The sequence below is a fragment of the Sphaerisporangium sp. NPDC004334 genome, from assembly GCF_053602655.1.
Map to the genome: position 1 here is coordinate 168,742 of NZ_JBSGDZ010000020.1, position 12,385 is coordinate 181,126.

The window sequence follows — 12,385 nt, forward strand, 5'->3', positions numbered from 1 at the left end:
GCTCAGCTCCAGATTCCGGTGATGGCGGAGGCCGACGCCGCGTTGCCCGCGTGCGTGGTCAGCCCGGCCATGTCCTCGAGGGTCCTGAGCAGGTTGTAGTGGTTGTAGGTGGTGGAGGGCTTGCTACCGGGGATGACCGGCTGGCCGTAGACGACGGTGGCGACGCGGTTGCCGGCCAGGCGGTTGTCCTCGTCGAAGGTCACGACGAGCAGGCTGTTGTTGCTCTTGGCCCAGGTCGCGTAGGCGCCGAGCTTGCTCTTCAGCCAGCCGTCACCGGTCGAGACCGAGCAGTCGTGCATGTCGTTGCACAGGTTCGGCACCACGAAGGAGATCTTCGGGAGCGTGGTGAAGTCGGTGGGGAACTGGGCCATCGTGCGGGCCGTGGAGGTCGGCACGTTTTTGAAGCCGAACCACGGGTTGTGCTTCTGGGCGTACTTGCCTCCGCTGCTGGTGCAGGCGGTGGAGCCCTGGGAGGGCAGCCCCTCGTTGTAGCTGGCCCAGGTCTTGCCTGCCGCGATCAGTTCCGAGCCGAGGTTGGCGGCGGAGCTGAAGCCGATCGTGACGCAGGCGTCGCCGGTGATGCCCTGGGTGCCGCCGGAGAACATGGCGTAGTAGTTCGGCTGGCTCGGGTGGGTCTCGGCGTAGAACTGGGTGAGGTTCGCGCCGCCGGTGGCCAGCGAGTTGATGTAGGGGGCGCTGGAGCTGCCGATGACCTGGGAGTAGGCGTGGTTCTCCAGCACCACGACGACCACGTGGCTCGGGGTGGGCACGGCCGCCGCGGCGCCGGTCCCTGCTCCGCCCCACAGCGCGAGGGTGGCGGCGGCGCCGAGCGCGGCGGCGGCGGACAGGAGCTTTCGGGGGGTGCTCGCCTTGGCGAGGGAAATGGCCATGACTGTCCTCGGTTGGGGGGATAAGAGGCCATGTCAGGCTAAATGTGGATCACTGCCCGTTCGGTGAGCGGAGGTGAACAGCGGCCGAACAGTGGGCGCTGCATTCCCGATGCGGCCGGGGAATGCCCGGCCGGGCGCCGCGGATTCGCGCCGCGGATCGCGGTCCGGGCCGCGCGGAACCTCGAGCGGTCCGCGGCTGAAGTAAACTTCCTGTCTCGTGAGCGCGCGTGGGCCGTCCGAACAGGGGACGGGCCGCCGCTGCGCCGCAGGGCAGCACGCAGGGGTGTATGGACGCGCCGGTGTGGGACCCCGGCCCGCGGGAAACGTGCCACGACAGTGGAACATGGTGTCGACGGCGTCCCACGTGCGCCCGTCAGAACGAGGAGCCCGATCATGACCTCCAGCGTCGAAGAAGCGCCAGGCTTCGCCGACCTCGGACTGCGCCCCGAACTCCTGCGCGCGCTGTCCGGCCTCGGCTACGAGGAGCCCACGCCGATCCAGCGCGAGGCGATCGGACCACTTGTGGAAGGGCGCGACCTGCTCGGCCAGGCCGCCACCGGCACCGGCAAGACGGCGGCCTTCGCGCTGCCGATCCTGCAGCGCATGCCCGCCGGCGGCGGCGGCGGCAACCCGCTGGCGCTGGTCCTGGTGCCCACCCGCGAGCTGGCCGTCCAGGTCTCGGAGGCCGTGCACCGCTATGGCCGCGACCTCGGCACGCGCGTACTGCCGATCTACGGCGGCCAGCCCATCGGGCGCCAGCTCCGCGAGCTCCAGCGCGGCGTGGACGTCGTCGTGGCCACCCCCGGCCGCGCGCTCGACCACATCGGCCGCCGGACGCTGCGCCTGGACGCCCTGACCATGGTCGTGCTGGACGAGGCCGACGAGATGCTCGACATGGGTTTCGCCGACGACATCGAGGCGATCCTCCAGGAGACCCCTCAAGAGCGGCAGACCGTCCTGTTCTCGGCGACGATGCCGCCGCGCATCAACTCCATCGCCCGCCAGCACCTCACCGACCCGGTGCGCATCCAGATCGAGCGCGAGACCGCCGCGCCGGGCGAGGCCCCGCGCGTGCGGCAGAGCGCCTACGTCGTCCCGCGGGCGCACAAGCCCACCGCCCTCGGGCGCGTCCTGGACGTCGAGGCCCCCGAGGCGGCGATCGTCTTCTGCCGCACCCGCGAGGAGGTCGACCAGCTCACCGAGACGATGAACGGGCGCGGCTACCGCGCCGAGGCGCTGCACGGCGGCATGGGCCAGGAGCAGCGCGACCGCGTGATGGCGCGGCTGCGCGCCGGCACGGCCGACCTGCTGGTCGCCACCGACGTCGCCGCGCGCGGCCTGGACATCGAGCAGCTCACCCACGTGGTGAACTACAACGTCCCCTCCGCCCCCGAGTCCTACGTCCACCGCATCGGCCGCGTGGGCCGGGCCGGGCGCGAGGGTGTGGCGATCACGCTCGCCGAGCCGCGCGAGCACCGCATGCTCAAGACCATCGAGCGGGTCACCAAGTCGCGCATCACGGTCGAGAAGGTCCCGACGGTCGCCGACCTGCGGGCCCGCCGGCTCGAGCTCACCCGCTCGGCGCTGGAGGAGAGCATGCTCGAAGACGACCTGGAGCAGTTCCGGGTCGTGGTCGAGACCCTCGCCGACGAGTTCGACCTGGTGGAGATCGCCATGGCCGCGGTCAAGCTCGCCCACGAGTCCAGCGGCGCGGCGGCCGACGAGGAGGAGATCCCCGAGGCGCCGCTGCGGCCCGAGCGCGAGGGCCGCGGGCGGCGCGAGCAGCCCGGCCGCGACGAGCGGCGCGGCCGGGGCCCCTCCAGCGGCATGACCCGCGTGTTCATCGGCGCGGGCCGCTCGGCGGGCGTCCGGCCGCAGGACCTGGTGGGCGCCATCGCCAACGAGTCGCGCCTCAGCGGCCGCGACATCGGCGCCATCGAGATCGCCGACCGCTTCTCCCTGGTCGAGGTGCCCGACCAGTCGGTGGAGGACGTGATCTCCTCACTGCGCCAGACCACCATCAAGGGCAAGAAGGTCACCGTCCGCCGGGAGCGCTTCGAGTCCCGCTGACCCCGGCGCGGGTCCTCACGCCAGGGCGTTGACGGCGGCGGTGAACACGACGGGCAGGCGGCGGGCGGCGGGGACGATCAGGCCGGCGGGCAGCGGGTGGCGGCGGGCGGCGAGCAGCGCGCCGGTCAGCAGGCGGTGGCGCAGCGACAACCGCCGCCACGCCCCCTCGTAGGCCTCCGGCCGCCCGGCCCGCAGGCACCCGATCAGCGCGCGCGCCGACAGCAGCCCGAGCGAGACGCCCTCGCCGGTGAGGGCGTCCACGTAGCCGGCGGCGTCCCCGGCCAGCAGGACCCGCCCGGCCACGCGGGCGCGGGCGCGCTGCCGCAGCGGGCCCGCGCCGCGCACCGAGGTCGCGGCCGGGCCTGCCAGGCGGGAGAGCAGCGCGGGGAACTGCGCCAGGTGCTCCTCGTAGGGGCGCCGCTCGCGGCTGAGCACCGCCACGCCGACCAGGCCGTCGGCCACCGGCGTCACGTACGCCTCGCCGCGCGCGGCCCAGTGCACCTCCACGAAGTCCGTCCACGGGGCGACCTGGAAGTGCCGGCGCAGCCCGTACCGGCGGGGAGCGCGTCCCGGGGGGACCTCCAGGCCGAGCGCCCGGCGCAGCGGCGAGTGCAGGCCGTCGGCGGCGACCAGCCAGCGGGCCCGCATCCCGGCCGCCTCGACGAAGCCCGGCCGCTGGCGCACGCCCTCCACCCGCCCGTGGACGACCTTGACCCCCACCTCGGCCGCGCGTTCGGTCAGGGCCGCGTGCAGCCGGGTGCGGCGCACGCCCAGGCCGGGCCCGTGCCGGAACGGCGCGTCCGCCTGCCGCCGCGCGTCCAGGTAACGGATGCCGCGCAGAGGCCGGCCGGTGATCTCCACGCCCAGGGCGCGCAGGGCGGCCACTCCGGCGGGCATCAGGCCCTCGCCGCACGCCTTGTCCACCGGGGCCGGGCGCGGCTCCACGACCACGGCCTCCATCCCGGCCAGCGCCGCGTTGATGGCGGCGGCCAGCCCGGTCGGCCCGCCCCCGGCCACCAGCAGGTCGATCACCCCGACCCGTCCCGCGCCGGGGCCTGCGCGGCCGCCTCCTGCTGGACGGCCCAGGCGAGGGCGGACTCCTCGCAGCGGATGCGCACGACCATCAGCGCGGCGTTGAGCACCGTGAAGACGGCGGCGGTGACCCACGCGCTGTGGACCAGCGGCAGCGCCGCGCCCTCGACGGCGACCGCCACGTAGTTCGGGTGGCGCAGCCACCGCAGACGGTAGGGCCCACGGGTGACCAGCGGCAGGCCGGGGACCACGATGACCTCGGTGTTCCAGCGCGGGCCGAGCGAGGTGATGCACCACCACCGCAGGCCCTGGGAGGCCAGGACCAGGGCGAGCATCGGCCAGCCGAGGGCGGGCACGAACGGCTGATGCGCCCGCATGGTCTCCAGCAGGCAGCCGGCGAGCAGGCCGGTGTGCAGGGCGACCATCCAGGGATAGTGGCCGCGTCCGAAGACCCGGCCGCCCCGGGCCAGGCTCCAGCGGGCGTTGCGCCGGGAGACCACCAGTTCGGCGAGGCGCTCCACGCAGACGAGCAGGACCAGAAGCAGGTACCAGGACGACATGCCTGCAAACGATACGGCCACGACCGCCGGCGCGAGCGTGATCGGCGTCACCGGAGCGCTACCAGCGCAGCAGGACGAGTTCGGAGCAGAAGCCCGGGCCCATCGCGATCAGCAGCCCCGGTGTGCCGGGCGGCGGCGGGCGCAGGGCCAGGGTGTCGCGAAGCACGTGCAGCACCGAGGCCGAGGACAGGTTGCCGACGTCCTCCAGTGAGCGCCAGGTCAGCTCCAGCGCGCCGTCGGGCAGGTCGAGGGTCTCGGCGACGGCCTGCAGCACCTTGGGACCGCCCGGATGGCAGACCCACGCCGTCACGTCCCGCGTGGTGAGGCCGTGGTCGGCGAGGAAGCCGTTCACGTCGTCGGCCAGGTAGGTGCGCACGACCTCCGGGACGCTGGTGTCCAGGACGACGCGGAACCCGGTGTCGGAGACGTCCCAGCCCATCACGCCCTCGGAGTCGGGGTACAGGTGGCCGCGGGTGGCGACGACGGTGGGTCCCGGTGCGCCTCCGGCGGCCCGGTCGGCTCCGCAGGCGACCACGGCGGCGGCGCCGTCGCCGAACAGGCCGCTGGCGACCAGGTTGACCGGCGAGGCGTCGCCGGGCTGCAACGTGAGCGAGCACAGCTCGACCGACAGCAGCACGGCCACGTGCCCGGGCCACCCGCGCAGGTAGTCGTGCAGCCGGGCGATGCCCGCGGCGCCGGCGACGCAGCCGAGGCCGAAGACCGGCACCCGCTTGACGTCGGGGCGCAGGCCGAGCCGGCCGGCCAGCCGGGCGTCCACCGAGGGGGCGGCGATGCCGGTCACCGAGGTGAACATGATCATGTCCACGTCCCCGGGCGTCAGGCCGGCGGCGTCCAGGGCCGCCCCCACGGCCTCGGCGCCGAGGTCGACGGCGGCCTCGATGAAGATTTCGTTCGCCATGCCGAACCCGTCCAGCTTGGCGTACTGGTCGAGCGGGAGGACCAGGTTGCGGTGGCCGACACGGGCCGAGGTGTGCAACCGGTCGAGGAGCCGGCGGTCCGCGCCCGGGGGCAGGCACACGCGGGCGAAGGTGTCCGTGATCTCTGCTTGCGGATGGCGATTGGGAGGGAGGGCACCGCGGACAGCGGCAATTCGGGTCATAAGGTTCCCGCTTCGCTCAAGTGGAGGACACCAATCTTGTGCCCAGCGCCGAGAGTGGCATGCCTGGACCCGGTCGCCCGCCGCAGGGCGTGGACGCGGTGAAAGGACGGATCCCGGTCATTTCCGCGACGCGCGCGCGTTTCTACGCACCCGGCGCCAGGTGCCGCGGCCCCCGCTTGTCACTTCCGCGCGAATCCGTCGCGGCTAGGACGGCTCGCCGGCGCGCTCGCGCACGTGGGCAGGGGCGGGGTGGGTGACGGCGGGCGCGGTGACCGGCGCCCGCCACACCTGGGCCAGCGGCAGCACACCGGCCCAGACGTCGTGCGGGTCGTCGTCGTCGCCGGGCGGGCCCTGGCGGACCTTGACCGACGCCTCCTCCAGCGAGATCGCCAAGATGGTCGTCGCGGCCAGCTCCTTGCGGTTCGGCCGCCGGGCGTACTCCCACTGGCCGGGGGTGACGTGCTCGGTGAGGCAGCGCAGCGCGGCGAGCTTCTCCTCGCCTTCCAACCGGCGCGGGACCCCGTAGACCATCGCGCTGCGGTAGTTGACGCCGTGCTCGAAGACCGACCGGGCCAGCACCAGGCCGTCGATGTGGGTGACGGTCACGCACACCACCGAGTCCTGGCCCATGCTGCGGCTGGCGACCGATCCGTGCACGTACATGTGGTCCTGGTCGAAGCCGTAGACCGTGGGCACCACCATCGGGACGCCGTCCACGACGACGCCGAGATGGCAGACGAACCCCGCGCGCAGCACCTCGAACAGCGCCTCCCGCTCGCGGCGGCCCTGCTCGCGCAGCCGCCGGTGCTGGGTGCGCTCGGTTTCTGACAGTTCGCTCACAGAGGGACATCCAATCAGGAGATCGGCGTGAGCCCGCGCGGCGGTCCCGTTCCACGGAGCCAGGGACCGGGCGATCACGGCGGCGCTCAGAAGCCCAGGGGGTGCTCAGCAGGCCAGGAGGCCGGGGAGGCGGTCACGGCGGCGCTCAGGAGACCGGGGGGCGCTCGGCAGGGGTCAGGAGGCCGGGGAGGCGGTCACGAGGCCACGGCGGCGCTCAGGAGACCAGGGCGGCGCGGGTGCGGGCGGCGCGGACGGCGGCGCTCAGCGTCGCGATGTCATAGGCGCCGTGGTGCCGCCGCCCGTTGACGAAGAACGTCGGCGTGCCGGACACGCCGCTGAGGTCGGCCGAGTCGACGTCCTCGGCGATGCGCGCGGCGCCGCTGTGCGCCTTCAGGTCCCGCCGGAAGCGGTCCAGGTCCAGCCCGATGCTCTCGGCGTAGCCGACCAGGTGCGGCAGCAGCAGCCGGCCCTGGTGTTCCAGGAGCGCGTCGTGCATCTCCCAGAACGCGCCTTGGAGGGCGGCCGCCTCGCTGGCCTCCGCGGCGAGCTGCGCCGAGGGGTGGACGTCGTGCAGGGGCAGGTGGCGCCAGACGTACCGCACGTCGCCGTGCCCGGCCAGCAGTTCGCGCACCACCGGCTCGGCCAGGCCGCAGTACGGGCACTCGAAGTCGCCGTACTCCACCACCGTCACCGGCGCCTCCAGCGGGCCGCGCAGATGGTCGCGGTCCGGGTCCACCGGGAAGGCCAGGTCGACGATGCTCTCGGCGGTGCCGTACAGCACCCGCGCCCGCAGCGCGGCCGGCAGCCCGGCCGTCACGCGCGAGATCACCCAGGTGATCACCGAGGCGCACAGCGCCGCGGCCAGGATGCCGAACTTGGCCTCCTCCAGCCGCCCCCCGTCGAAGGCCAGGGTGGCGATCAGCAGGGAGACGGTGAACCCGATGCCGGCGATCGTCCCGCCGCCCGCGATCGCGGCCCAGCCGACCGGCGGGCGCACCCGCCCCCGGCTCAGCCGCGTGACCAGCCAGGTGGCCCCGACGATGCCGGCCGGCTTGCCGGCGATGTACGCCGCCATGATCCCCAGGGTGACCGGCGAGGTCAGCGCCCGCGCCACGAAGCCGCCGTCGATCGCGATGCCGGCGTTGGCCAGCGCGAACAGCGGCACGATGACGTAGCTGGTCCACGGGTGGTAGAGCTGCTGGAGCCGATGGTTGGGCGAGACGGCCTTGGCCACCCCCGCGCTGGCCGACCGGGCCAGCTCGGCGGTCGGCTGCTCGCGGAACAGCCGGAACAGGTCGCTGGCCCGCTCCAGGTCGCCGCGCGTCGCCGGCGAGGCGTAGGTCAGCAGGCCCATGGCCAGGCCGATGACCACCGGCTCGACCCCCGAGGCCTGCAGCGCCGCCCAGGCCGCCACCCCGAAGCCCGCGACCATCAGGCCGTTGCGCACCCTGGCCCGGTACTTCAGCAGCAGCATCGCCGCGAAGATCGCGATCGCCGCCAGCAGCGCGGGGACCCTGACCCGCTCGCTGTAGAAGATCGCGATGACGCAGAGCGCGACCAGGTCGTCGACGACGGTGACGGTGAGGATGTAGGTCCGCGCGCGGGCGGGGAAGCGGGAGGCGACCAGGGCGAGCACTCCCATGGCGAAGGCCGTGTCGGTCGACATCGCGGCGCCCCAGCCGTGCGCGGAGGGCTCGCCCGCGTTCAGCGCCAGGTAGATCGCGATGGGTACGAGCATGCCGCCTACGCTGGCCGCCACCGGCAGCACGAGCCGCCGCCGGTCGCGCAGCTCGCCCATGTCGAACTCGCGCCTGGCCTCCAGCCCGACGACCAGGAAGAACAGCGTCATCAGCCCGTTGTTGACCCAGTGGCGCAGGTCCTGGGAGATCCCGGCGTCCCCGAGGCGCACCGACAGCGACGTCCGCCACAGCCCCTCGTAGGACGGCAGGTCGACGTTGGCCCAGACGAGCGCGGCCAGCGTGGCGGCCAGCAGGACCGCGGCGCTGCCGGTCTCGGTGCGCAGGAACTCGCGCAGCGGTGTCTCGAACCGCCGGGCCCAGGTGGTCTCTCCGAGGAACGGCGCTTGCCGTGGTGCGCTCACTCTGACTCCGACACCCCGCGGACCCAGGACATTCCCCGCCGCCCTGATCGGCGGCCGGACGAGCCGCCTCGCCCCCGTACGGCCGCGATCTCCCCGCGTGGCCGGAACGCCGTCACCGCCGCATCCGGCGACCTCCGTAGCGCGCTGAGACCGCCGCCCCTCAGCGATCTCAGCCCGCCGCAACGCCCGATCCCCAGCCGGGGAGTGGGCTCCGCCGAGCCGACAGGCTGCCGGCCGCCTTCCCGGGCGCCGGCCGCTCGAAGCGTGTCGGCCCGTTGCCGCGCCCGGGTGATGGTCCCGGCCGGGCCGGAGGGCCGATACACGACCGATGCACAGCTGAGCGGTCGCCGAATCGCGGCGGCGACGGCGGGGACGCCCGGGACGCGCATGGTGGCCGACGTGCGCCGCGCGGCGTGCCCGCCTTGCACGGCGGCCTCCCGAGAGAAGGATCGCCCATGGACCGACGACCCGGCCCCCCGTCCGAGACCGTGTCCCCGCCCGCCGCGGGGTCCGCCCCGTCGCCCGCCCCGTCGCTCTTGGCGTCCACCGTCCGGTCAGGCGTCCCGTCCGGCCGGGAGCGCGTCCCCTCGCCGGCCGGTCGGCCCGCCGCGCGTCGCGGGCGGATCGTGTGGTCGCTCGCCGCCGTGTCGCTGGCCGCGGTCACGGCAGGGGCCGGGGTGGCGGCGTTCACCTGCGGTGCCCGCTGCGTGGCCGCCGTCCCGGGCGGGACCGAGATCGGCCGTTCCATCCGGGAATGGAGTGCCGATCCCCCTCTGGGCGCCGCGGACGGGGTGGTACCGGACGGTGGGCGGCTCTCGCCCTTCGACACCGGGCAGCCCGCGGTGACCAACCTGGACCCGGAGCTCCTGCGCGCCGTCCGGCGGGCGGCGAAGGACGCGGCGCGCGAGGGCGTCGGCGTGTTCCTGACCACCGGCTGGCGCAGCAGGGCCTACCAGCGGCGGCTGCTCGACGAGGCGATCGCCAAGTACGGGAGCGAGCGGGAGGCGGCCCGTTACGTCGCCACTCCGGAACGCTCGCGCCACGTCACCGGGCACGCGGTGGACATCGGCCCGACCGACGCCGACGACTGGCTCAGCCGGCACGGCGCCCGCTACGGGCTGTGCCAGATGTTCGCCAACGAGATGTGGCACTTCGAACTGGCCACCACGCCGGGAGGCACCTGCCCCGAGATGCGCCCCGACGCCGCCGGTGGCTGACGCCCCCGTCTTCCCGGCGGACACCGGCCCGTCCCGTGTGGGCCCCGCCCTCGCCGGAGCGGTGCCGTCCCCGTGCGGCGGGACCCGTCTCGGCGGTACGGGAGCCGTCCTCGTCCCGGAGTCGTGCCCGTGCGACGAGGGCGAGCCCGGGTGGTGGTCACGACGCGGCCGAGATCCCGCCGTCGACGGTGAAGATCGCACCGCTGGTGTAGGCGGAGCGGGGGGAGGCCACGAAGGCGATGAGGTCGGCGACCTCGCGGGGCGTCGCCGCACGGCCGAGCGGGAACGCGGCGGCCGGATCGGGGGGCGTCCCTTCGCCGCCGGCCGTGCGCGCCTGGGCGGCCATGAGGGTGAGGATGCGCTCGGTCGCCACCGGCCCGGGGTTGACGCCGACGACGCGGATGCCGTCGCGCAGGCTGCGCCCGCCCAAGGCGCGGGTGAACGCCATCAGGGCGGCGTTGCCCGAGCTGCCCGCGATGTAGTCGAAGTCGGCCCGCTGGCCGGCGATGCCGATGGTGTTGACGATCACGCCGTGCCCGTGGTCCCTCATCCGCGCGTAGACCAGCCGCGTGAGGTCGACGTAGCCGAGGACCTTGAGCTCCCAGCCGTGCCGCCAGCTCTTCGCGTCCACCGCGTCGAGCGGGCCGTGGGGGATGTCGCCGGCGTTGTTGACCAGGATGTCCACCCGCGGGACCTCCTCGGCCAGGCGGGCGAGATCCTCCGGGCGCCGCAGGTCGACGGGGTGCGCGTACGCGCCGACGCCGTACGCGGAGCTCAGGCGGCGCGCGAGGTCCTCCAGCGCGGGAGCCCCGCGGGCGGCGAGGTGGACCTCGCAGCCCTCCTCGGCGAGCACCTCGGCGGTCGCCGCGCCGATGCCCTTCGACGCGCCGGTGATGAGCGCGGACCTGCCGCTCAGGTGGAGATCCATGATGGCCCTCTTCGTGCTTGACGGAACTGGTGGTTCCGGCAAGCTTTGCCGGAACCACCAGTTCCGTCAAATGCTAGGATGCGATCATGGCCACCGACCCCACGCCCGCCTCCCGGCCGCACACCGGTCGCCGGCGCAACCCGGCGGTCCGGGAGGCCGTGCTGCGCCGCGCCGCCGATCTGCTCGCCGGGCCGGACGGCATGGCCGTCACGATCGACGCGATCGCCCGCGCGGCGGGGGTCAGCAAGCACACGATCTACCGGTGGTGGCCCTCCAAGGGCGCGGTGCTGCTGGAGGCCGTGGTCGAGCACGCCCAGCAGGAGGTGCCCGTCCCCGACACCGGAGTGCTCGCCGCGGACCTGGAGATCTTCCTGTCCGGCACCTTCCTCGCCGTCGAGCGCGCCGGAGACCTGTTCCGCGCCCTGGCGGCCGAGGCTCTGCGCGACACCGCGGCCGCCGAGGGCATGCGCGCGTTCATCGCGGCCCGCAGAGACCGGCTGCGGGCGCTGCTCGTCCAAGGCCGCGACCGCGGTGAGCTGCCGGCCGGGATCGATCTGGAGCTGACCATGGACCAGGTCTACGGCCTGATGTGGTACCGCCTCCTGATCGCCCGCACCCCCCTCACCGCCGGCCTGGCCGCGCAGCTCACCGAGGCGGTCATCGGCAAAGCACGGCCCCACGCCCCCGGCCCGCCGGCGCCGATTCCCGCGACGTCCCGTGATGACCCGGCGACGTCCCGTGATGACCCCGGCACGGCCGGCCGCGACGGTCGCCCGGGCGGGGGGACCGGGGCGCGCGGCGCGACCCGCACGAGCCCTGCGGCGGGTTCGGACGGGTCGCGCCGATGGGCTCAGAGTTCGACGACGCCGCCGTCCGCCACCAGGTCGAACCCGGTGATGTAGCTGCTGTCGCCGGAGGCGAGGAAGGAGACGGCGGCGGCCATCTCCTCGGGACGGCCGAGGCGGCCCATCGGGATCATCGACCTGAACATCTCCATGCCGGCCCGCAGCTCGGCCTCGTCCGCGAACTGGCTGTCCATGATCGGGGTCTCGATCACGCCGGGGCTGAGCACGTTGACGCGCACGCCTCGATCCTTCAGCTCCGCCGCCCAGGTTCTGGCGAAGGAGCGGATGGCGGCCTTGGTGGCGGCGTACGCCCCGTAGCCGGGGAAGCCCTTCACGCTCATGCCGGAGGAGACGAGCACGATGCTCCCTCCCTCGCCCATGAGCGGCAGCGCCTTCTGGACCGTGAAGTAGGTGCCCCGGGCGTTGACATCGAAGATCTTGTCGAAGTGCTCGGGGGTGGCCTGGTCGGTGGGCCTCACCTCGACGATGCCGGCGTTGGCGACGACGATGTCGAGCCGGCCCTCGTGTGACCTGATCGCCGAGTAGAGACGGTCGAGGTCGGCCAGGTGGGCGATGTCTCCCCGCACCGTCCGCACGTTGTGCCCGATCTCGGCCTCGGCCTTGAGCAGTTCCTGCTCGCGGCGGCCGGTGATGAAGACGAAGGCGCCCTCGTCGACCAGCCGTCGCGCGGACGCCAGTCCGATGCCGGTGCTGCCACCGGTGACCAGCGCGATCTTTCCTTCGAGCTTGGCGCTCATTGACGTGCTCCCTGTGTGAGTCGC

General features: G+C 74.0%; 11 protein-coding genes. 3 read left to right on the top strand and 8 right to left on the bottom strand.

All coding sequences use genetic code 11. From position 1 onward, the window contains the following. Positions 1 to 2: 2 nt before the first annotated feature. Complete coding sequence (locus ACWEN6_RS26490) at positions 3 to 890, bottom strand: alkaline phosphatase family protein (protein WP_452573746.1); 888 nt, start codon at positions 888 to 890, stop codon at positions 3 to 5. 393 nt (positions 891 to 1,283) lie between these two features. Between ACWEN6_RS26490 and ACWEN6_RS26495 the strand changes: the two genes are divergently transcribed. Then, complete coding sequence (locus tag ACWEN6_RS26495) at positions 1,284 to 2,960, top strand: DEAD/DEAH box helicase (protein ID WP_452573748.1); 1,677 nt, start codon at positions 1,284 to 1,286, stop codon at positions 2,958 to 2,960. A 15-nt stretch (positions 2,961 to 2,975) separates the two neighbouring features. Here ACWEN6_RS26495 and ACWEN6_RS26500 read toward each other — a convergent pair whose 3' ends face one another. The 5 genes from ACWEN6_RS26500 to nhaA all read right to left on the bottom strand — a co-directional run bounded on the left by ACWEN6_RS26500 (position 2,976) and on the right by nhaA (position 8,613). Then, positions 2,976 to 3,992 (bottom strand): NAD(P)/FAD-dependent oxidoreductase, encoded by a 1,017-nt coding sequence (locus ACWEN6_RS26500; protein WP_452573750.1) that lies wholly within the window; start codon positions 3,990 to 3,992, stop codon positions 2,976 to 2,978. Further along, a complete protein-coding gene (locus ACWEN6_RS26505) occupies positions 3,989 to 4,552 on the bottom strand; it encodes an isoprenylcysteine carboxyl methyltransferase family protein (protein WP_452573752.1) in 564 nt (187 codons plus the stop codon). The genes ACWEN6_RS26500 and ACWEN6_RS26505 overlap by 4 nt, the downstream gene beginning before the upstream one ends. Before the next feature lie 58 nt (positions 4,553 to 4,610). Continuing rightward, positions 4,611 to 5,672 (bottom strand): type III polyketide synthase, encoded by a 1,062-nt coding sequence (locus tag ACWEN6_RS26510; protein ID WP_452573754.1) that lies wholly within the window; start codon positions 5,670 to 5,672, stop codon positions 4,611 to 4,613. Positions 5,673 to 5,876: 204 nt separating this feature from the next. Further along, on the bottom strand, positions 5,877 to 6,512 hold the full coding sequence (locus ACWEN6_RS26515; protein ID WP_452573756.1) for a pyridoxamine 5'-phosphate oxidase family protein: 636 nt from the start codon (positions 6,510 to 6,512) through the stop codon (positions 5,877 to 5,879). A 214-nt stretch (positions 6,513 to 6,726) separates the two neighbouring features. Further along, entirely contained in the window at positions 6,727 to 8,613 is a 1,887-nt protein-coding gene (gene nhaA / locus ACWEN6_RS26520; protein ID WP_452573758.1) for a Na+/H+ antiporter NhaA, read from the bottom strand. A gap of 455 nt (positions 8,614 to 9,068) precedes the next feature. On the opposite strand from nhaA, the gene ACWEN6_RS26525 reads away from it, so the two are divergent. After that, on the top strand, positions 9,069 to 9,830 hold the full coding sequence (locus tag ACWEN6_RS26525; protein ID WP_452573761.1) for a M15 family metallopeptidase: 762 nt from the start codon (positions 9,069 to 9,071) through the stop codon (positions 9,828 to 9,830). Positions 9,831 to 9,987: 157 nt separating this feature from the next. On the opposite strand, the gene ACWEN6_RS26530 is transcribed toward ACWEN6_RS26525, so the two are convergent. Continuing rightward, on the bottom strand, positions 9,988 to 10,758 hold the full coding sequence (locus ACWEN6_RS26530; protein ID WP_452573763.1) for a short-chain dehydrogenase/reductase: 771 nt from the start codon (positions 10,756 to 10,758) through the stop codon (positions 9,988 to 9,990). 86 nt (positions 10,759 to 10,844) lie between these two features. Between ACWEN6_RS26530 and ACWEN6_RS26535 the strand changes: the two genes are divergently transcribed. Then, complete coding sequence (locus ACWEN6_RS26535) at positions 10,845 to 11,660, top strand: TetR/AcrR family transcriptional regulator (protein WP_452573765.1); 816 nt, start codon at positions 10,845 to 10,847, stop codon at positions 11,658 to 11,660. Here ACWEN6_RS26535 and ACWEN6_RS26540 read toward each other — a convergent pair. Next, positions 11,609 to 12,361 carry an SDR family NAD(P)-dependent oxidoreductase gene (locus ACWEN6_RS26540; protein ID WP_354845122.1) on the bottom strand — a complete coding sequence of 251 codons (753 nt, stop codon included), beginning with the start codon at positions 12,359 to 12,361 and terminating at the stop codon, positions 11,609 to 11,611. The genes ACWEN6_RS26535 and ACWEN6_RS26540 overlap by 52 nt on opposite strands. Between the last annotated feature and the right edge of the window lie 24 nt (positions 12,362 to 12,385).